At 63.5% G+C, this 21,334-nt stretch carries 14 protein-coding genes and 3 pseudogenes; 7 read left to right on the top strand and 10 right to left on the bottom strand.

What is annotated here, in order from left to right; all coding sequences use genetic code 11:
• Positions 1-76 precede the first annotated feature (76 nt).
• Positions 77-994 (top strand): annotated as a pseudogene (locus tag DID99_RS05475) (IS3 family transposase); the annotation flags it as partial.
• A gap of 134 nt (positions 995-1,128) precedes the next feature.
• On the opposite strand, the gene DID99_RS05470 reads toward DID99_RS05475, so the two are convergent.
• Both DID99_RS05470 and DID99_RS05465 read right to left on the bottom strand, forming a co-directional pair.
• The gene (locus DID99_RS05470) at positions 1,129-1,725 is read right to left on the bottom strand and encodes a recombinase family protein (protein WP_124666254.1); all 597 of its coding nucleotides are present in this window, start codon (positions 1,723-1,725) and stop codon (positions 1,129-1,131) included.
• A 21-nt stretch (positions 1,726-1,746) separates the two neighbouring features.
• Positions 1,747-5,830: pseudogene (locus tag DID99_RS05465) on the bottom strand (CheR family methyltransferase).
• 703 nt (positions 5,831-6,533) lie between these two features.
• Here DID99_RS05465 and DID99_RS05460 point away from each other — a divergent pair.
• The 3 genes from DID99_RS05460 (at position 6,534) to DID99_RS05450 (ending at position 7,903) form a co-directional block, all read left to right on the top strand.
• Entirely contained in the window at positions 6,534-6,923 is a 390-nt protein-coding gene (locus tag DID99_RS05460) for a hypothetical protein (RefSeq protein WP_124666253.1), read from the top strand.
• Between the two features lie 98 nt (positions 6,924-7,021).
• A complete protein-coding gene (locus DID99_RS05455; protein ID WP_044848675.1) occupies positions 7,022-7,219 on the top strand; it encodes a hypothetical protein in 198 nt (65 codons plus the stop codon).
• Positions 7,220-7,348: 129 nt separating this feature from the next.
• A complete protein-coding gene (locus tag DID99_RS05450) occupies positions 7,349-7,903 on the top strand; it encodes a phasin family protein (protein WP_124666252.1) in 555 nt (184 codons plus the stop codon).
• Positions 7,904-7,937: 34 nt separating this feature from the next.
• Here DID99_RS05450 and DID99_RS38445 read toward each other — a convergent pair whose 3' ends face one another.
• Complete coding sequence (locus DID99_RS38445) at positions 7,938-8,231, bottom strand: hypothetical protein (protein WP_409362691.1); 294 nt, start codon at positions 8,229-8,231, stop codon at positions 7,938-7,940.
• A gap of 542 nt (positions 8,232-8,773) precedes the next feature.
• Here DID99_RS38445 and DID99_RS05440 point away from each other — a divergent pair.
• On the top strand, positions 8,774-9,265 hold the full coding sequence (locus DID99_RS05440) for a PRC-barrel domain-containing protein (RefSeq protein ID WP_124666251.1): 492 nt from the start codon (positions 8,774-8,776) through the stop codon (positions 9,263-9,265).
• 49 nt (positions 9,266-9,314) lie between these two features.
• On the opposite strand, the pseudogene DID99_RS05435 reads toward DID99_RS05440, so the two are convergent.
• The 5 genes and pseudogenes from DID99_RS05435 to DID99_RS05410 form a co-directional block, all read right to left on the bottom strand.
• Positions 9,315-9,488, bottom strand: a pseudogene (locus DID99_RS05435) (BON domain-containing protein); the annotation flags it as partial.
• 161 nt (positions 9,489-9,649) lie between these two features.
• On the bottom strand, positions 9,650-10,654 hold the full coding sequence (locus DID99_RS05430; protein ID WP_124666249.1) for a chemotaxis protein CheB: 1,005 nt from the start codon (positions 10,652-10,654) through the stop codon (positions 9,650-9,652).
• A gap of 206 nt (positions 10,655-10,860) precedes the next feature.
• Complete coding sequence (locus DID99_RS05425) at positions 10,861-15,003, bottom strand: CheR family methyltransferase (RefSeq protein ID WP_124666269.1); 4,143 nt, start codon at positions 15,001-15,003, stop codon at positions 10,861-10,863.
• Between the two features lie 541 nt (positions 15,004-15,544).
• Positions 15,545-16,558: a hypothetical protein gene (locus DID99_RS05420; protein WP_124528811.1), complete on the bottom strand. Its 1,014-nt coding sequence runs from the start codon at positions 16,556-16,558 to the stop codon at positions 15,545-15,547.
• 384 nt (positions 16,559-16,942) lie between these two features.
• A complete protein-coding gene (locus tag DID99_RS05410; RefSeq protein ID WP_124666268.1) occupies positions 16,943-18,538 on the bottom strand; it encodes a GMC oxidoreductase in 1,596 nt (531 codons plus the stop codon).
• Between the two features lie 370 nt (positions 18,539-18,908).
• Between DID99_RS05410 and DID99_RS05405 the strand changes: the two genes are divergently transcribed.
• The gene (locus DID99_RS05405; RefSeq protein ID WP_044848681.1) at positions 18,909-19,169 is read left to right on the top strand and encodes a hypothetical protein; all 261 of its coding nucleotides are present in this window, start codon (positions 18,909-18,911) and stop codon (positions 19,167-19,169) included.
• Here the strand turns inward: DID99_RS05405 and DID99_RS05400 are convergent.
• Positions 19,166-19,621, bottom strand: a complete 456-nt coding sequence (locus DID99_RS05400; protein WP_124666248.1) for a hypothetical protein — start codon at positions 19,619-19,621, stop codon at positions 19,166-19,168. The two genes, DID99_RS05405 and DID99_RS05400, sit on opposite strands and share 4 nt — an antisense overlap.
• Before the next feature lie 333 nt (positions 19,622-19,954).
• On the opposite strand from DID99_RS05400, the gene DID99_RS05395 reads away from it, so the two are divergent.
• Positions 19,955-20,215, top strand: a complete 261-nt coding sequence (locus DID99_RS05395) for a hypothetical protein (protein WP_044848682.1) — start codon at positions 19,955-19,957, stop codon at positions 20,213-20,215.
• 150 nt (positions 20,216-20,365) lie between these two features.
• Here the strand turns inward: DID99_RS05395 and DID99_RS05390 are convergent, their stop codons facing one another.
• Positions 20,366-21,322 (bottom strand): NAD(P)/FAD-dependent oxidoreductase, encoded by a 957-nt coding sequence (locus DID99_RS05390; RefSeq protein WP_185733731.1) that lies wholly within the window; start codon positions 21,320-21,322, stop codon positions 20,366-20,368.
• Positions 21,323-21,334: the final 12 nt, after the last annotated feature.

The raw sequence follows: 21,334 nt of genomic DNA, 5'->3' as shown, positions 1-21,334 counted from the left end.
GAGCTTACGGGTACCGCGACGACGAATACTTCTTCCTCAAGATCCGCGCCGCGTTCCCCGGTAATCCTCGATGAACCTAAAAAAAGGCCTGGGCATCGACCCGCGGCTCCGGAGCAATCGGGAGAAGACGACGCTGGTTGTGGTTGATGCCCTGAGACAAATCCATGCACTGCCAGAACTGCTCGCCGTATTGGGTCTTGCCCGCAGTTCCTATTTTTACCATCGCGCACGATTGCTTGTCGCTGACAAGTATGCTGGCGTGCGTCGCGTCATTACGAACATCTTCGAACTCAATTACCGTTGCTACGGCTATCGCCGGATACGCGCGGCACTCGGTAAGCAGCAGGTCTTCATATCGGAGAAAGTCGTTCGACGTTTGATGAGGCAAGAAGGCTTGGCCGCTGGCAGTGCCCGCCGGCGTCGCTACGGCTCCTATCAAGGCGAAATAGGCCCCGCGCCAGAAAACCTCGTCAATCGCGACTTCCGGGCGGCAGCGCCGAATAAAAAGTGGCTCACCGACATTACGGAATTCCAGATTCCAGCCGGCAAGGTGTATCTATCGCCCGTGATCGACTGCTTTGATGGGCTAGTTGTCAGTTGGTCGATCAGCACGCGTCCGGACGCCGAGCTTGTGAATACCATGCTCGACGCAGCGATCGAGACAGTGGCCAACAGCCAACACCAGCCAATGGTCCACTCCGATCGCGGTGCGCACTATCGCTGGCCAGGGTGGCTCTCACGGATGCGCGATGCGAAGCTGATTCGCTCGATGTCGCGCAAAGGTTGCTCGCCCGACAATGCGGCATGCGAAGGTTTCTTCGGCCGATTGAAAACGGAACTGTTCTATCCTCGGACCTGGCAGGCTACAAGCATCGAGCAGTTCATCGAGGCGGTCGATTCTTACATCCGCTGGTACAACGCCAAGCGGATTAAGATCTCGCTTGGCTCACTGAGTCCGCTCGAATACCGGGAGCGCCTCGGGCTCGCGGCATAAACCAGTCCAAGATTCTAGCCGCACCCCCAGATGCGACATTACAACTTTGCTCCCACATCAAAAAGTTCGATCATCGGCATTATGTCAACTACACTTCCGACTGTACCCGAGCAGTCAAGACATTTGCGCACCCGTCAGTCTTCCGTAGCGGCAGTCGCGGAAGACGCCCGTATCCGCATGACGGTTTGACGCGAGGTGCCGAATTTACGTGCGACCTCGCTGACCGACAGGCCTTTGTCGAGCGAACGCATGACACGCTCCTGATCGTGGCGCGACAGCGAGGCTGGCCGGCCAGTATGCTGTCCGCGTTCCTGCGCGAACTTCAGGCCGTTCTGGCTGCGTTGGCTTCTCGTCGCGATTTCCATCTGGACGATCGCGCGCAGCGTTTTGACCGCTTGCCGTTCGGGACGGCCTGCGAAGTCCACGTTGCCGAGTTCGACGCACAGGACGGAAATTCCTTTGTCGCGACATGCCATCAACGTCGAAAGTACATCGCGCGCGCTGCACCCGAGCGCGGAAAGTTCGAGTACCACCAGAGAATCGCCGGGAGCAACACGCCGCAAGAGCCCCTTCAGTTCCGGCCGACCGGCTGCCGCGACGTACGGGTGCACATGTTCGATCGTGGTGCGGCTGAGCACGACGGTGTAACCGGCCTTGTCGAGCTCGAACAACTCCTTTTCCGGATCCTGACCGTCGACTGGTTTGTTGAGGTAGAAATAAGTGCGAGCCACGACGGTGTCCTGGAGCGGCCATCAACGACGCGAGCGCGCAAGAACGGACAGCAAGTCGTCCAGTGCCACCGGTTTCAGCAGATGCGCATCGAAGCCGGCATTCGTGGCCTCCTTCACGTCGGCCTCCTGGCCAAAGCCGCTGAGCGCGATACAGGTCACCGATCTGAGCGCCGGCGCTTCGCGTAGTTTCGCGATGAACGCCAACCCACCCATGCCCGGCATGCCGATATCGGACAGGACGAGGTCCGGTATCTGGCCGTCGAGCAGGGACAACGCCTCTTCTCCGCTGGTCGCCGTCTGAACGATCGCGCCATCGCTTTCCAGCAGGACCTTGAAGGTTTCGACGGTTGTAGCGTCGTCATCGACCATCAGGATATGCAGACCGTGCAACGATTCCGCCATGGGTCCGCTGGCAGGACTCGCAACTGCGACAGCGCGATGAGTCGGGAGCGTGATAGTGAATGTCGCGCCGCGGCCGACACCTTCCGATTCCGCCCGTACCGCGCCGCCATGCAGGCTCACGAGATCCCTGACCAGCGCAAGGCCGATGCCGAGGCCGGCACGGCGTGCGTTCGAGTCCCGGCTTTGCCGGAACATGTCGAAGATGTGCGGCAACAGCGACGGCTCGATGCCGCTGCCGGTATCTGCCACACGCAGCACCGCCTCGGCATGTTCGTTGACCTGCAACGAGACATCCACCGAACCGCGCTGCGTGAATTTCAGCGCATTGCTGATCAGGTTCCAGACCGTCTGTTCGATCCGCGTGATGTCGGCGTGGATGATGACGGGCGAGCCCGTCATGGTGACGTTGAGCGCGAGGCTGCGCTGGTTCGCTTCGGCCCGAACGGCGTCGGTAACACGACGCACGACCTCGCGCAGGTCGACGGGCGTCCGCACTACCGACAGCTTGCCGGTCCGTACGCGCGAGATATCGAGTAAGTCGTCGATGATCTGGGCTTGACCCATCACGGTGCGCCGGATCGTGTCGGTTGCGCGCAAGAGGTTCAGGTTCTGCCGCGTTTCCGGCGCGCGCGCAATCAGTTCCGCGCTCGCCGAAATCAGATTGAGCGGATGCTTGAGTTCGTGGGATACCACGGCAAGGAATTCGTCGCGCCGCCGCTGGGTATCCCGCTCGCTGGCTTCTCGAACGAGTTCGGGCTTTGCGGCGCGGGCGGCCGCTGCGGACTCGGCGAATTCCCCGAGGTCACGAGCGATTTTCGCAAATCCGCTCACACCCGGTTCATCCAGACGCGCCAGCACGCCGCTCGCAAAGAAGTGCGTGCCGTCCTTGCGCTGATGCCAGCGCTCCTCCTCGGTGCGCCCATTCAGTCGGGCCTCCGCGAATTCGCGCCGGGCAACGTTATTGACACGGTCCTCCTCGGTTGAAAGGATATCGGCGGACTGCCCGATCATTTCCGCTTCCGTGTACCCGAAGATCCGCTTCGCACCGGCATTCCAGCTCGTGATGAGGCCGTCGTCGTCGAACGTGATGATCGCGTAGTCCTTGGTGCCCTCGGCCACGATACGCATGCGCCGTTCGCCTTCGCGCAGCCGGTCTTCCGCGTGACGACGGTCCGTGATGTCGACGAACGACAGCACCGCGCCGTCGATACGATCTTCCGTCGTCCGGTAGGGAACGAAGCGCGCGAGATACCAGCGCCCATCGTTGCTCTTCAGCTCCCGCTCGATCACGCGCAGCGAATCGAACGCCTCCGCTGCATCGTCGGCGAGCTTCGGGTATTCGAGCCGATGCGTGATATCCAGCAACGATCGGCCGATATCGGAAGGAATGATGCTGAAGACATCGGTCGCACGCGGCGTGTAACGCTTGATGCAGATATTGCGATCGACGAAGATCGTGCCGATGTCGTTCGCGGCAATCAGGTTGTGCAAGTCGTCGTTGATCTTGCCGGTTTCCTCCACCTTCGATTTCAGCTCGGCATTGACGGTGGTCAATTCCTCGTTGATCGACTGAAGCTCTTCCTTGCTGGTTTCGAGCTCCTCTGTCGCCGAACGCAGTTCTTCATTGATGGCCTGAAGTTCTTCGTTGGAGGCCTTCAGCTCTTCCGTCGACGTTTCCGACTGCTCGATGGTCGACTGAAGCTGCTCTTTCGTGCGCTGCAACTCGCGCTCGAGCTGGTCGATGATCGGGTCTTTTTGCGCGTCGGCCGTCGACGTTTCCGATCCGCTCATGCTGTCTTCGACTTCATCGAACAACACCAGCACGAAATCCGCATTGGCCTCGGGATCGTGCACGGGACGCGCCGTCATGTTGACGAAATACGAACGTGCCTCGCGCTCTATCCTCACACGTCGCGCTTCCACACTGCGATTCGTGTGCAACGCCTGGTAGATCGCGGTGCGCAGTTCGAGCCGCAGCTCGGGGCGCACCACCGCGATGATGTTGTGAGACGGTTCGCCCCCCGAGTACTGCAGGAAGCGCCCTGCGCGGTCGGACAAGTGAACGATTTCGGAATCGCGGCTGACGAGCACGCTGGGCGGTGCATGTTGCTCGACGAGACGCTGATGCAAGTCGCCAAAGGAGAGGCGGCGGCGTCCCGGCGGCTGCACCGTCGAAACGATCGGCCGTGCGCTCAGGGTGCTGGAAATCGACGCCGGCACGAGCGTATCGCCGCGCACCGCCACGTTCGCACGGTAGATGCGGTTGCGCTTGTCGATGACGGTGAACATTGAACTGACGCTGTCGGCCGATTCGGAGCTGCCGAGAAACAGCACGCCGCCCGGACGCAGCGCGAAATGAAACATCTTCAGAATTTCAATCTGGGCTTCCCGATCCAGATAAATCAGCAAGTTACGGCAGCAAATCAGATCGAGCCGCGAGAACGGTGGATCGCTCAACACGTTGTGATGCGCAAACAGCATGTGCTCGCGCAGTTCTTTCTTGACCCGATAGTGCGCGGTATCTCTTGTAAAGAACTGGCGTACGCGGCCCGGCGTCACGTCGGCGAGAATCGAATCGGGATAGAGGCCGGCACGCGCGAAGGAGATTGCCCGCTCGTCGATATCGGTCGCGAAGACCTGGAACGAATTGCCCTCGGGCGACTTCAGCGATCGATCCTGCAGCAGCATCGCCAGCGAATAGGCTTCTTCGCCGGTGGCGCATCCGACCGACCATACGCGGACGGTCCTGCTCGTCTCGCCCATCGAAGATGCCGGGCAGGACATCCCGCTCCAGCACGTCGAACGCCTCCTTGTCGCGGAAGAAGTTCGTGACGCTGATCAGCATGTCCTGCAGCAGCGCCTGGGTTTCCTCCGGGTGCAGGTGGAGGTGGTCGCGGTACGCCTGCAGATCGGTGATGCCGTTGACCTGCATGCGGCGCTCGATCCGTCGCAGAACGGTCGCCCGCTTGTAATGACGAAAATCGTGCGCGGTGCGCGTGCGCAGGATGATCATGATCTCGCGCAGCGCCCGTTCTGCCGCCTCGTTGCCCAGATCGTAGAGGTGTTCCTCGTTTTCGACCGCCGGCAGATGTATTTCCTTTGCAGTCAGCCACAGGTCCATTAGCCGCTGCGGCATCTCCGCCGCGGTGGCCACGAAGTCGACCATGCCGGTGGCAATCGCGCTGCACGGCATGCTGTCGTATTCCGCCTCCGCCGGGTCCTGGGCAAGCGTGATGCCGCCCATCTCCTTGACTCTCGACAGTCCGACGGACCCGTCCGAGCCGGCGCCGGACAGCACGATTCCGATTGCGCGTTCGCGGTGGGCTTCAGCCAGTGTCCGGAAAAACAGATCGATCGCGGCCTTGCGCCCCCCTTCTTCAGGCTGATTGGGGGCGACGCGCAAATAGTCGTCGACCATCGTCAGCGCGAGCGACGGTGCGATCAGATAGACGTGATCCGGCTGAATGGGCGTGGCGCTCGTCACCTGGAGCACGGGCATGCTGGTTGCCTTCTGCAGCAGCGAAGCCATGTTGCTTTCGTGATCGGGCGCCAAATGCACGACCACGACAAACGCCATCGACGTGTGCGCCGGCAGCGCTTCGAAAAATTCAAGGAGCGCACTCAACCCGCCCGCCGATGCGCCGACACCGACGATCGGATGATTTGCCTGGCTCGGGAGAGTGTGACCGCGTCTTTTCGACATCGCTACTGATCCTTCGGAAGAATAGGTATTCGCGGCCAGGGTCAGGCAGGCTCCTGGCCCGCTTGCACCAAGATGCACAGTAAACTTCCATTATCCTTCGAGAAGCAGCGACTGCAAGATTTTTGCCGCATGCCGCCATGCCGCGCGCCCCGGGCCGCCGCCCGCCTCTTCCCCCTGCCGCGACGCAGGGTCGCCGCACCGCCCCGCCGAGTATTTTTTTTCCGCGGTACGCCCAACACATCGATCGTCATACATCTCACATAACCGAAACTGCTGCGCAGACAGTTGCCGAAACTGAATCTCCGATGCGCGGGATATCGCAACGAAAATCGGTCATGAATGTGCCTGATGGAAACGTATCCATTGGATTCGGGCTTCGCACATCCACGTCGTTGGCGACAACAGGGAGCACGCGCAGTTTTCGCGCCGCACGCTCAGTGCGCAATCTCGCCGACCATTGGGTCGCGACAAGGTGCCGGCCCCGCCGCGTCTCTACTGGTCCGCTATCGACAACGCGAAGGCGTCGCATTCTCACGCTCGAACGTATCCACGAGCGAGAAATCGCTCTTGCCTGCAGTCGGCGCGGCTGTCCGTAATGCTCAACATACGGACATGTTTACGTCGTGTACTGGCGACCGTCCCTAGCCTATGCTACGTACGGTCTCATCCCGGCTCGGACGAGCCCCCTTACAGGGAAATCGCGATGGTTGTTCAAAGGCTTTCGATTCGTGCTGACTTCGGCAAGCTGAAGGTCATCGCGGTCTGGCAATGCCTCGCAAAAAGCGGAATGAAAGTGTGTCGTTGGAGAATTGAAGTCGATCGGACGACCCGCATGGAATCGATGACGGTCGACGTTATCGGCGCCCATCCGATGCGCATCGCCGACCTCGCCGCCATGCTCGGCGACCCGCATCTCGAAATGCGAGTCGCGCCGTTTCATTTGACGGTGATCGCGAATCCCGGAGCCGAGCCTGCTTCGGGGACGGGCGGCGCACGCGACGCGGCCGGTCCATTCGCACGCGTACGCTCAGGTCCGCGGCTGACGCTGGCCGGAGATGTCACGGATCACGTCACGTGCTCCAGGCGAAAATGATCGCGCCAAAGCGCGAGACGTAGTCCCGGTTTGCGGTCGTCACGACCGACACTCAGTGGATCGGTAAACACGCCTATTTCAAATTCCAGGAGACAAAAATGCTGAGCCCTCACGAATTGGCGGCGCTCATGCTGATCAAGTCGTCGCCAGACCAGATCGACATGGAACGCGAGGAACTCGATACGCTGCTCGAGCAGCAACTCGTCATACTCGAGCGGCTCGCTTCCGGCGTGCGGCGTCCCTCGGTGACGGATGACGGCGAATTACTGCTTCGTGCAGTGATGCGGGCACATTGACAGCCTTCGCTGACCGACCGGGTCATGGCGGCCGGGCGCGACAGGCGAAAAGCCGTGACGTGGCCAACGTCCGCGCGCCGAGCAGGTGAACATCCACGGTAGTTCATTCAATTCAGGAGATTGTTGATCATGCAAACCCATGAATTGGTTTCCGGCGCGCAGCGCGCCAATCTCGACACTTTTTTCGATCTGGCCGGCACGATGGTCGATGGTGTCGGGAAACTGGCTGAACTCAACGCGCGCTTCACGCGGTCGACGCTGAAGAGCGCGCTGGAGATCGGACAGAACGCGATCGTCAAGCCGCAAGACTGGTTGGCGATCCAGAGTGCGACCGTCGCGCCGATGGCCGAGAACGTTCAGTCCTACAGCAGCGAGTTCTGGGGAATCGTGTCGTCCGCTCAGACGTCGATGCTCAAGGCCGCGCAGGAGCGAAGCGACACGTATGTTCGTCGTGTCCAGACCTTCGTGGAAAACGCGACGAAACACGCGCCGAGCGGCTCCGAGGCGGCTGTGGCTGCCTTGAACTCCGCGATCGATGCCGCCAACGAGTTTTATCTGACGCTAGGGAAAACCGGGCAGCAGGCGGTCGAAGTCGCGCAAAGCACCGTCGATGTGGCGGCGGCCGCGGTGTCGAAGAGCGCCAGGCGCGCGATCGAGCAGGAGCAGCGCGCGGCGAAACGATAATTTGGCCGGCAGTGCCGCAGCCTGTCGCCGCACATCACTCGACCAAGCGGACATTTTCCATCGCGGACCACGCCCGGATCGACTGTGCATTTGCGGGCATCTGCGGAGCTTCACGCGCGCTCGTCGGCGTCGGATTCGATCGAGCGTGCCTGTTCGACTTGTCGATTGTTCCGGTCGAAGAACCACGATCGTCCAACTGCTTTTCCCACTCGGCGAGTGCGAAATCGTCCTGCGGACGGCTCTCCGACTGCAACGCCCGACGCACGGCTTCCGTATCGTCGAAGCCGGCATTCCCGAGCCATCGCACCTCCCTCTTGCCCTCGAACATCAGCCTGTCGGGCCGCGAAACCGGCGGCTCGTGCTTCCAAACCTGAAAACGGTCCCTCGCCGTATCGAATCCACCGCCGCGAACGTTGACTTCGTAGTGGACCGGATGTGTCGGTTCCGGCCAAGTCGTAGCGCCCTCCTGCATTGTCGACGCCGCCGTTGCGGGCATTGCACGGCGTTGCCATGTCGCGGCCCGCAGGCTCGCTCCCCCGCCCGGCCGCGGCGCTGGCGTCGTGATGTGACGGGAGGGGCTGCCGCAAGCGGCATAGCCACGCCGCCGCGGGAACGTCCGTTGCGCTGGCGAACGCGTGCCCCGAAGGGGCATCCGACACGACCAAACCCCACCACGCCGGCGACGACGCGTTGACCCTGGGCCGGCGCGCCGTACATTCGACGCCGCCGCAGGCGTATCACGGCGGCACGCATGCGTATCGTTCTGAGCAGCATGTCGACGATGCGCGACGCGTCCCGCCGATTTGGAAACTCACCCGCGCGAAACGCTGCCCGACAGAGTCGACATTCGCGCCAGCCAGTAGGATCACCATGAACACCACCGACCACCACAGAACCCGCATCATTCGCAAGGAACGTGAAACTGCGCGCGGCCCTGGCCCCGACTTCATGGCCGCCAGTACGCTCGAAGGCGACAAAGTGCTCACCGCGGACGGCGACTACGCCGGCAGGATCAAGGCGATCATGCTCGATGTCGGCTCCGGTCGAGTCGCCTATGCGGTGCTGTCGAGCGGCGGCCTGCTCGGGATTGGCGACAAGCTGCTCGCAATTCCATGGGACGAGCTCACGCTTGACGCTGCACACAAGTGCTTCGTGTTGTCGGTATCAATCGAACAGGTTCGCAGCGCACCGGGATTCGACAAGGACCACTGGCCGGCTCTGGTCGATCCGCAATGGGCGGGACCGATCCGCGACTACTACAGCAGCGTGCCTCACTGGAGCGTCGATGACGAGTTCGGGGCCGATATGCCTGAAGACGAGCTGGCGCCGAATGTTCCTGGGCACGACGGACGCCAGTGCTGACACGCGGCGGTTGCATCGTCGCAGGAGAGCAGCATGGAAACGTGCGCCGTCATCTGGGCCGGATCGTGAGCTGGTCGTGGGCGTGCTGCACGCCATCGACCTGCTTCACCGTATTGACGGCGAGCATGCGCTGCTGCAGGTCCGGCACACTGCCCGTCAGCACGACGTCGCCGTGGCGCGTCTTCACGTGGATATCGCCTGACGACAGGTTCACCTTGCCCACGCGTTGCCATCCAGACAACAACCGTTTGATCTAAAACCGATGTCTATTGGGGCAGTTCGCAAGACCGCATGCGGTCGAGATCGCTCTCATCGGAAAACTGAATGGAAATCAAGGCCACCCTGAAACATACGTCGTCTGCCGCGTTTCCAGTCAGCGTCCGCTTACCGCGTTTCGCTCCGGTGCATCGTCGCCCCCACGGCATTGCGCAGGACCTCCGCGAGTTGCTCGTTCTCATCGATGCGGGCCTGCTCGATTGCAACGTCCTCGGCGTTGCCGCTCTGTCGGGCCCTTTTCTGGCGCTCGAGCGCAAAGATCATTCGTTCGTGAACCGCCCGGATCGCCGCCCATATCGTGTCTTCCGCTTTCTGCGCCTGCGCGTTCTCCAGCGAAAGCACGGAGAACGCGTGCCCGGTATGGCACCGATAGCGCAACGGGCGATCGTCGCTCATGCGCCACAACACGCCGTGGCAACTGGGGCATGTGAGCGCGGAGCGTTCGCCGATCGCATCAAGAAGCTGTGGCGTCACGAGGCCGCGCTCCGCAAGCCGGGCCTCTTCGTCCAGATCGCGCAACTCTGCCATCTTGTCCTTCTCCTCCACAGGTGCACCGTAGACCGCTGCATGAATGGTCCGCGGCAGCTCATCGGCCCGGGCGATCGCATCGGCGCCCGCCGCGGCAAGCGCGCTGCGCGGCATGGAAGGCGCGTCGCATTCATCGGGGTCCTGAACGATCCCGTAGCCGTCGCGGGCCCGGATCGCGGCCAGTCCGGCTGCGCCGTCGTCCAGATCGCCGCTGAGCACCACGCCGACCACCCCGGCGCCGTATTCACGTGCCGCCGATCGAAACAGCGGATCGGCGGCCGGACGGGTGTAGTTTTCGGCAGCGGTATCGAGCAACAAGAAGATCCCGCCGCGTAGGATCATGTGCCGATCCGGCGGCGCGATGTAAATCCTTCCCTGCTGGGGGCGTTCCCCATGCATCGCCTGGCTTGCCAGCAAGGGACCCCATCGCGTCAGCAGCTCCGGCAGGATCGTCCGATGCCGGCCAATGTGCTGCACGATGCAAATCGGCACCGGGAGATCCGCGGCCACACCCGCGACCAGCGTCCTGAGCACCGCGAGGCCACCGCGTGACGAGGCGATGACAACAATGTCTCGGTGGTTCATGGCACCTCCCATGCGGATGGTGCAGCAAGATTGGTGCCCGATACGGGATGCCGCCGAATGAACCACGTACGAGCAGGCGGTACGAAGCGCCGACCGACGCTCGAATAGACGACCTCGACGCGCGGGGACGAATGCATGCAGATGGACGACAGCGGACCGTCGTCCGCTGCTATCCCGTCACACGCGAATTGGACTGGCGCGCGACCTCACTGAAGGTCGGTCAATGCGGCAAGCAGCATCCCGAAATCCAGCGGTTTGGCGAGATGCGCATCGAATCCGGCGTCTGCGGCAGCGTCGACGTCGTCCTGCCGGTTACGGCCGGTCAACGCGACGACCTTCAGGTTCGCCCACCGGGGGTCGGCCTTGACCCGGCGAAGCAACTCGTAGCCGTCCATGTCCGGTAGCCCGATGTCGGACACGATCGCGTCGATCGGTGTCGTCGGCAGGATCTCGAGCGCCGAGGCGGCGGTTTCGGCGATGCTGACCACCGCGCCCGCCAACTCCAGCAGCGCAGTGAGCGACAGCGCCGTCTCCTGGTCATCCTCGACGAGCAGCACGCGCAGGCCGGCGATGCTCCGCTCCGACACGTCACCGCCGGTGGCGGACACCGCGCGCTCGTCCGCCGCGGCCGGCAGCCATACCGTCATCCGCGTGCCTTGCCCCTGACCATCGGAAGCCGCCGAAATCCGGCCGCCGTGCATCTCGACGAGTTGCCGCACGAGCGCCAGACCGATGCCGAGGCCACCGCGAGCCCTGTCGCGCGGGGCCTGCCGAAACATGTCGAATACATGCGGAAGCATCTCGCGATCGATGCCCTGGCCGTTGTCGACGACGTCGACACGCAGCATCCGCCCTTCGTGCGTCAACTGCACCACGATCTGCCCATGCGGCGGCGTGAACTTCAGCGCGTTGGACATCAGGTTCCAGAATATCTGCTCGCATCTCACCGGATCGGCGAGCGCGATGGCCGGACCGGCCGGCAACGCCGTTTTCAGAACCAGCCCGCGCGCGTGCGCGTCGGCCTCGCACGTATCCGCGATCGTGCGCAAGATGGCCGTCAGGTCGACCCGCGATACGTCGAGCGCCAGCTTTCCGGTCTGGATGCGCGACAGGTCGAGCAGGTCGTCGATGATCTGTGCCTGCGCGCGTACGGCCTGGCGGATCGAATCGGCCGCCTCGCGCACGGCGGGAATGTCGCGCGTCTCGGGAAGGCGCGGCAGCATCTCCGACTTGACGCCGATCAGATTGAGCGGATGTCGCAGCTCGTGCGACAGCACCGCGATGAACTCGTCCTTCAGCTGGTTCGAGCTCAGGGCCTGCTCGCGTGCGGCCTGTTCCCGCGCGAGCGCTTCCCGGTTCGCATCCTCGCTCTGCTTGCGCGACGTCAGATCGCGAACGATCTTCGCGAACCCGCTGAACGAGGTGTCCGAAATCGGCGTGACGACGCCGCTGCAGAAGATGCGGCGCCCGTCCTTGGTACGGTGCCAGCGCTCGTCGTCCGCGCGCCCTTCCCGGGTCGCGATGTCGCGCTCGCGCGCCGGCACGAGCGCCTGCCGGTCGTTCGGTTCGTAGATCAGCTCCACGTCCTGACCGATCATCTCGTCCTCCGTATAGCCGAAGATGCGTTCGGCGCCGGCATTCCAGCTGACGATCGATCCGTTGTTGTCCTGGATGATGATCGCGTAGTCCTTGGTCGACTGCGCGACCAGCCGCAGGCGTTGCTCGCCCGCGCGTGCCGCTTCTTCCGCGTGATGCCGGTCGGTGATGTCGATGAGCGTAATGACGGCGCCGTCGATGTGATCGTCCGCGGTGCGATAAGGCAACAGCCGCATCAGGTACCACCGTCCCGTCTCGCTCTCGATTTCGCGTTCGATCAGGCGCAGCGACTGGAACGACTGGCGGACATCGTCCGCGAGCGTCGGATATCGCAGCGCGTGCGTAATATGGAACAGCGACCGGCCGAGGTCCGTATCGATCAGGTTGAAGATCGCCGTCGCGTTCGGCGTGAAGCGCTTGACGCGGATTTCCTTGTCGACGAAGACGGTGGCGATTTCGCTCGACGCGATGATGTTGTGAAGGTCGTCGTTCGCCTTTGCGGTGTCCTCGATGCGCGCCTGCATTTCGGCGTTCGCCGTGGTCAGCTCTTCGTTGACCGACTGCAGTTCTTCCTTGCTGCTTTCGAGCTCCTCGCTCGTCGAGCGCAGTTCCTCGTTGATCGCCTGCAGCTCCTCGTTCGACGCCTTCAGCTCCTCGACCGACGTTTCATACTGCTCGATGATCGTCGCCAGTTGCTCGCGGCTGTGCTGCAACTCCTGTTCGAGCTGCGCGAGCACCGGATCCTGTCCGCTCGCTTCCGCCTGATCCTCCTCGGTCATGCGGCCGGCCACCTCGTCGAACACGATCAGCAGGAATTCCGAATTGGCGACCTTGTCGTGAAACGGCCTGACCGTCATGTTGATCCACGACACGCGGGCCTCGTGCGTCCACTTGACGCGCCGCGCCTCGACGCTCGTGCCCGTTTGCAGCGCGCGGAAAATGGCCGTGCGCAAGTCGAGCCGCAGGTCCGGCAGCACCAGCGTCATGATGTTGCTGGACAGCTCCCCGCCGACATGCCGCAGGAATCGCCCGGCGTTGTCCGACAGGTGAACCACGTTGGATTCCTTGTCGATGATGACGCTCGGTGGTGAATAGGTTTCCAGCGCCCGCTGATGAAGCTCCGAATAGGAGAAGTTGCGCTGGGCCGGGCTGGCCGGAACCCGCATCGGCGGTTGAGGCGCGGAGCGCTCGTCCCCGCCGGATTCGACCTGGAAAAGCGGCGGGAAGCCGGTGACCGGTTTCGCGCGATGCGTGACGACGCGCGCCTGGTAGATCCGCCGCTTCTTGTCGACGACCGTAAACAGATCGTCGGCTGCGTCGGCCGATTCCGCGGTGCCGAGGAACAGATAGCCGTTCGGACGCAACGCGAAATGAAACAACTCGAGGATCTGCCGCTGCACCGCGCGCTCCAGGTAGATCAGTACGTTGCGGCACGAGATCAGGTCGAGGTGCGAGAACGGCGGATCGCGCAGCAGGCTGTGGGCGGCGAACAGGATGCGCTCGCGCACGGCCTTGGCAATCACGTAGTGCGCGCCCTCGCGCGTGAAGTAGCGCTGCAGCAGCGGCGCGGGCACGTCCGTCGCGATCGACAGCGGGTAGGAGCCCGTGCGTGCGCGGACGATCGCGGCTTCGTCGATATCGGTCGCAAATACCTGGATCGCCTGGCTCGACATCGACGCCTCGCGTGCCCGCGCGAGCAGCAGCGAGATCGAGTACGCCTCTTCCCCGGTCGCGCATCCGGCCACCCAGACCCGGACCTGCTCCTCGGCGGAGTCCGGCGCGAACAACTGGGCGATCACCTCGCGTTCGAGGAAGTCGAAGGCCTCGCGATCGCGGAAAAACTGGGTCACGCCGATCAGCATGTCGGCCAGCAGCGCGTTGGCCTCGTCCGGGGCGGTCCGCAGGAAGTCGCGGTACGCGAGCATGTCGCGCTGGCCGTTCACCTGCATGCGCCGCTCGATACGTCGCAGCACCGTCGCCCGCTTGTACAGCCTGAAATCGTGGCCGGTGCGTACCCGCAGGTGCATCAGGATGTCCGACAGCGCCCGTTCGGGATCATTGGCGCCGGGCCGATCGCCGATTTGCTGCATCTGCGTGAGTTCGAGGGTCTGTTGCTCGATGCGCCGCGCATTCGCCCAGAGGTCCAGCAATTTTTGCGGCATCTCGGCTGCCGGCAGCACGATATCGACGCGCGCCGTCGAGATCGCATGCTGCGGCATCTCCGCGTACTCCGCATCGTCCGGCGTCTGGGCGAGCGTGATGCCGCCCGCCTCCTTGATACGGCTCAAGCCCGCCGCGCCGTCCGAGCCGGTACCGGACAGCACGATGCCGATCGCGCGCGAGTCGTGAGCGTCCGCCAGCGTCCGGAAAAAGTGGTCGATCGAGAGCGCGGCACCTTCGGCGGAGCTCAGCGGGCTACAGCGAAGGCAACCGTCGGACATCTCCAGCTGCATGCCGGGCGCGATCACATAGATATGGTTTTTTTCGATCGCTACCGTGGTCGTGACCTGATGCACCGGCATACCCGTCGTGTGCTGCAGGACGTTGTCCATATGGCTGACTTGTGCCGGTGCCAAATGGACGATGACCACGAACGCCATGTCCATGCCCGTCGGCGCGCTCTCGAAGAAGGTCTGCAAGGCCGTCGTGCCGCCAGCGGATGCCCCGATGCCCACAACCGGAAACGGCAGATCGCTCTTCACCGTGGTGGACGAGTGTGGCTGCTCCTGATGGGTCGGCTCTTGCCGTGACAGTGATTTTCTCCTGATGCTGTAGCTGGACGTCGCCTGTCGGGCGCCAATCGTTGGGGCGTCACATGGATCGGGGCGCAGTTCCGCAACGGGCCGGGCCTGTTCGTGGCCATGCACTCTATCAGGTTGGCAGCCGGCTATCGGGAGCGCGCTCGAAGGCGACCGCACGGGCTCGCGATATCGACCGGTGAAGCCGGTTTTGTCCAAGCGCCTGATGGAAATTCGGCAGCCGATTCGTGCTCGCGAGACCTTGCACGGGCGCTCGTGCGTATTGTACGCGGCGATCGAGCCATGAGCCGGCACCCTGGCCCCGAATTCATTCGCCGGTCGTTCCGTTGCGCCGCTGCGCCGCGATACGCTATTGCCGACAGGCGCACCGGCCCGCGCATGGGCATGCGTCTCGATTCGCATCGCGGGAACGTCGAGGCGCCTCCCGTGCTCGAGCGCGCTGCCCATGCCGCCGTACCGCTCGCTGACCGCCGGGTTCTTTGCCTTGTCGAGCAACGCTCTGTGAACAGAATGCGCCTGCGCTTGAAAACAAGCGCTAGAAATTGCGTGCCACGCCGACCATGAACATGTCCTGATCCTTGTCGTTGCCGGTTGCGACGCGATTGAAGCGCAAGCTCGCCGCCCAATCGGGCGTGACCTGATACGTCACCTGTGCGCTGAGCAACGCGTTGAGCCTCGTTGTGCTCGAGGCCTCGTCCCGATCACGCGACAGGTACGGACCTACGCCTGCCGAAAGCGTCCATTTGCTCCTGATCGGCGCGACGTACCAGATTTGCGCTGCCACGCCTCTGCGGCCGGCGACGCCGTTGTTGCCCTCGTAGATGAAGCTCGCCGAATAGGCCCACGCATTGCCGAGCGGCCGCTTGACTTCGACCATGTAGCCCTTTTCGATCGGCACTTGCGGACGGTTCGTCTGCGACGTCCCGGCCCACACGCCGACCTGCGTCTTGCCGTCCGAAAACGCCGGTCCCGGATCGCCGCCAAAATCCGAGCCGATGCCGAAGAGCACCGCGTCGGAGTTGAATCCGCCGATCATCTGCACGTGGTTGTACTGCACTTTGAGGAAGAAGCGGTCGGGAACGACGTAATACCGCACCGCTGCAGACGCACGCACCCCCCATCGCTTGTCGTTGCGCGGCTGATTGTCGACGTGTGTCGTGTCCATGCTGAAATACGGCCCGGCCGACAATTCGAGCGCGAAGCGATTGCCGAGCGGCCAACGAAACGAACCCAGCGCGGCGAAGCCATCGCGGTGGTGATTCAGCGGATGGCCCTCGTTCAGATACGCGAGATAGACGGAGAAGTAGTCGTTCAGGACGTCGCCGAAGCCGACTTCGTACGCACGCCAATGCATGTCGCCACCCTCGGTCGCGCGTCCGTCGCCATACACCGCATAGACGTCGATCTTTCTTTCCGCTGGCTTGAAGCCGGCCGGCGAGCTCGCAGGATTGTCCTCGGCGTGCGCGTGGCCCGCGCCTGCCAGAATGACCAGACCGGCGATCGAGCTGGTGACGACGAAGCGCGCATAGTTGCGACGGCACTGTCCCATTTGGACTCTCCCTGACCTTGGTAACCGCGACCTGGTTCGACACAACGCCATTTGTCGCATCGCCCTTGATGCCGGGCGCTTGAGCATCGGTTCTCCTGCCTGCAGACGATCAAATGAAATCTCCGCCTCGCAGTAGCCACCGTGCAGCGCAGATTTACCCGGTTGCTCGTGATGAAGCAATATCGCTCCGTCTTGCAACGAACAATAGGTGTTTGCCTCCTGCAATACCTGCCGTTTCGCAAAGGCAGGACCGCCCAACAGTACGCGCGTGGAAATCATATCGATATTCGGTCCGATCCCGATGCGTTCGGCGCGCGTTTCCACGCTATCCATTGTGACGATCAGGATGCCCCGTCAACCGTTGCCGATCCGGAACACCTTCGCTTAACGCCGGCCAAGCAACACGGCGACGTTGCGCTCGGCCAATGCGGCGATCGTGCGCGACGGATTCAGCCCGAGCGCACGCGGGATCGTCGCACCGTCCATCACGTAGAGCCCGTCGTAACCGAATACTTTTCCGTCCGCGTTTACCACGCCATCCGCGTGCGTGAGCCCCATGTTGCAACCACCGAGCGGATGCGGGGTGATCAGCCTGTGGAAGTCGCTCCACGTCGGAGGGACGAAGGGTTCGCCGCCCGTGGCGGCCGACAGGCGCCGGTGCGTGTCGACCATCGCATCGACCACCGCCTGCGATCGCGTGTACGACCAGTCGAGCCGCAACACGCGACGCCACGGCGCAAACCAGCAGCGACCGAGACGCATGCGCCCGTCTCCCGGATCGATCGCCTGGCCGAACCAGGGCATCATGTTCTCGACCGGGTCGTCGCAATCGAAATGGCGCGCGAAGGCTCGCCAGAACGTGCGCATCGCCCTGCCGTGCGAACGCTGCAGGTGGCGGCGCACGAAATCATGCGCAAGATTGGGCACGCCGCCATCCTCGACGAACAAGGGCTGACCTTCGTCGGCAGCCCCGTCGAGCAGGTCGATCGCGGCGGAAATGGTGACGCCGTGCGACGGCGAGATCTTCCGGCTGCCGTAGAAGGCCGGCGTCACGAAGTCGCCGTTGAAGGCCCAGCCCCAGCCGAGCCGCGGCGACAGATTCGGCAGCGTGCGATGCGCGTCGCGACAGCGCAGCAGCAGCTCGGTGCTGCCGATCGATCCGGCGCTGACGATCACCCTGGTCGCCGTGACGGATCCGGGCATGAAACTGCCCGCGGCCGGATCGATGACGTTGAAATGCACGCGCCATCCCTGGCCGAGCGGCTCGAGCTTGTGCACGACGTGCAGCGGCAGGATCGTTGCGCCATGGCGCTCGGCCACGGCCAGATAGTTGAGATCGAGCGTGTTCTTCGCCGACACCTGGCATCCGATGTCGCAATTGCCGCAGTGTACGCACGTGCCTTGCGATACCCCGTGCACGTTGACGTGCCTGACGGAATGCCGGTCGTCGCGCGCGTCGGGCAAGGACGGATCGTAAGTCGACGAAAACGACACGGCGAGCGGCAACTTGCGATACCGATCGCCCCAGCCGCAGGCGTCGGCCGCATCGCGCAACAAGCGGGTGCGTTCGCTGATCTGGTTGTCGGGCACCTCCTGGACCGACAGCATCCAGCCCACGCGCTGGTAATAAGGCTCGAGCGCCTCGTACGTGATCTCCGGCGGCCAGCCATGCTCGAAGGCGTCGGGTTTGGCCTCGACCGAGACGTTGGCGTAGATCAGCGACCCGCCGCCGACGCCCGCGGCAGTCACCACCGACATGTCGGAAAAAACACGCAGGTCGGCCCAGCCGTGGAAGCGTTGCGGGTTCTGCTGGTTCCAGAGCCACGGGTCGGTCTCGTCGCGCGGATACGTTTTCGGCGTCCAGCGCCGGCCACGCTCCAGCACCAGCACCCTCCATCCCGCTTCCGCGAGGCGGCAGGCCGCCACCGCGCCACCGAAGCCACTGCCGACCACGACGACATCGTATTCAAGCGCGCTCATGACGACGATCTCCTGACGCAGGTGCGCCACGGTTCCGATACGGACGACCCGCAGCATCCGCGGATTTCCGACGGCATCGCGAGGCCGGACGGAGCGAAGCCGATGCGGGCAGCCAGGCCGCCTTCGTGTTGGATGACGCGAAACAGTTGCCCGGCAAATTGTTTGGCAACACCCGACATCGTCTTTCCTCGAGCTTGCCCGGCGCACGCGGCGAATTATCGGAGGCTGGATGAAATGTCCTTTTTTTTCAGTTGGTTAAGCGCCAATCGCGCAGGCATGATGCGGGCTGGCACGCCCCATGCATTTGTAGCTGCGAGCGCAACGAAAACGTGCTCTCTTCCAAAACCGCAGCAAACTTAGGAGATTTATCATGTCCGCACTGATGATCAGCGACCTGTCCCGCGCCCACGAACTCAGCCGCAAGGAAATGGCTTCCGTCCGCGGTGGTAGCGTGTTCCAGAACTACGGAATCAACAACATCGCAACCGGCGGCGGCTTCTCGTTCGCGAGCCCCAATACCATCACGGCCCCGGTCACCCAGGTCGATGCATCGACCCACCTGGATCTCACCAGCGTGACCAACTCGATCAACAACCTCGGCGGCCTGGTCGTCGGCAAGCTGGGCCTCTAAGCCGCGCCGGATGTCCGCTCAGCGGCAACCGTGTCCGACAGCGTCGACCGAAACGCTCCAGCCCGCCGCGGGGTTGTCCCGCGGCGTTCAAAGCCCGCCAGGCCGTGTTCCTGGCGGGCTTCCTGCATGACAAAAACGAAGCCGGCATGAACGGGCAGACGGGCCGACGCACCGTCGGCAGCACCGCCCGCGTCCATCAGCGGCCGGGCTGATCCCGCCGCGCCTTCGACCTCCCTTCCCTGCACGCGGATCCGCTTCGCCTCGTCGAGGCGGATGGCGCCGCGGCGCCAGTCATGGTGCCGCGTGGTCGCATCGATGCCCCGTTGGCCGTCGGCGCGGCATCCCCGATGCGTTGCGCCATTCCGGATGGTACGCGTTAAATTCAGTGATCCGAAGTACTTCGTGACGATCGTTGCGTCAATACCGGTTGCCGTCGACCGCCGGCGCAGCATCGCGTCAATGGCTTTCGTGCGCGGGCGCGCACACGCTGCGGCTGCCCGTCGATGCCTTCGACGCGAATCGCAAGCGCCACGTCCCGTTCCTGTTGGCCGGGATAGAACAGCAGACGCGGAAACCGTCTGGAAGAACCCGACACCACCGTGCTCCGATCTTGCCCGGCGAACCCGGTGAAATGGCGTCGAGCCAATTGAATTGCGTTTGTTTTCATGAGGTTGGATGTGTTTCCCGCGCGCACGAGCAGAGCCTGGCACGCGCCGTGCATTGGTAGCTGCGAGCGCAACGAAACGTGCTCTTTCCAAACCGCAGCACACTCAAGGAGATTGACCATGTCCGCACTGATGATCAACGATCTGTCCCACGCCCACGAACTCAGCCGCAAGGAAATGGCTTCCGTCAGCGGGGGTAGCGTGTTCCAGAACGCAGGTATCAACAACATCGTGACCGGCGGCGGATTCTCGTTCGCCAGCGCCAATACCATCACGGCGCCGGTGACGCAGGTCGATGCATCGACCCACCAGGATCTCACCAGCGTGACCAACTCGATCAACAACCTCGGCGGCCAGGTCATCGCGAAGCTGGGCTTGTAAGTTTCGGCGATGCTTGCTTGCAGTCGCAGCAGTGTTTCGATTGAGTCGTACCGAAGTTCCTCAGCCCGCCGCGGGTTCGTCCCGCGGCGTTTCAAGCCCGCCAGGTCCCGCTGGCGGGCTTCTTTGCATGGTCGAAAGCGCAACCGGCCTTCATGCCGCATCCACTGCCGCGCAGCGGACTGCGTCGCGCCATCCGAGATCGAGCCCCGCACGCGCGTAACTCCGTGCCAACACGGCTCTGCTGCGCTCGTAGCTGTCTGTCACCCAGTCGCAGTACAGCGCGGCCAGCACGCTTGCCCGACCGGGATGACGCGAAACGTCGACGGCCATTGCACCCGCGCGCAGGCCGGAAGCGATGGCGAAACGCAAACCGTCTCCTGTCGCGGGGTCGAGATAACCCGCCGCATCGCCGCACACGATATAGCCCGGGCCCGCGGTCCGGCGCACGCACTGCCAGCGTCTGCCCTCGCGCCACACCGGTCCGACGGGTGTCGTGTCCGCCGGCCACGCGATCTCGCCATCGCGCAGCGTCGATAGCGACGTCCAGATCCGGAACGTGGACGTCGCCCTCATCCACAGCCAGCCGCCGCGCGCGATGTTCCAGTATGTGCCGGGGTGCGTGCCTGGCCCGCGCGCGTAGCCGCGGCGAAGCCAGAACAGCGAAGAGTCGGTCGTCACCTCGAGCCGCATCGCGCGACGCAGCCACCCGTTGACGCCGGTTGCATCGATCACGGTGCTTGCGCCGACATCGCCGTCGCCGTGCGTGATGCCCATGACCGCGCCGTGTTCGACACGCGCGAGAAGCCCGCCGGCGGGCGCACGTGAATAGCGAACGCCGGCAGCCAGCGCTTCGGCACGCAGGCCGTCGTCGAGCCGGCTGCGGATGACCGCACGTCCCCGCTGCGCATCGGCCACATCATCGAGCCATGTATGCGGTTGCCGGGCGAGACTCGGCGCCAGTCGATCGAGCAGCGCGAGCGCGGCGCCGGACACGCATTCCGGCGCCGCCCGCGAACGCCCGTGGCCCAGCATCCACACGTTGCCGCCCGCTCTTGCTGCCGCGATCGCGGCAGCGCATCCGGCAGGCCCGTCGCCGACCACGAGCACGTCGATCGCATT

The sequence above is a fragment of the Burkholderia sp. Bp8986 genome, from assembly GCF_003854225.1.
In the GTDB taxonomy this organism is placed as follows: Bacteria; Pseudomonadota; Gammaproteobacteria; order Burkholderiales; family Burkholderiaceae; genus Burkholderia.
This window is presented reverse-complemented; position numbering and strand designations above follow the sequence as displayed.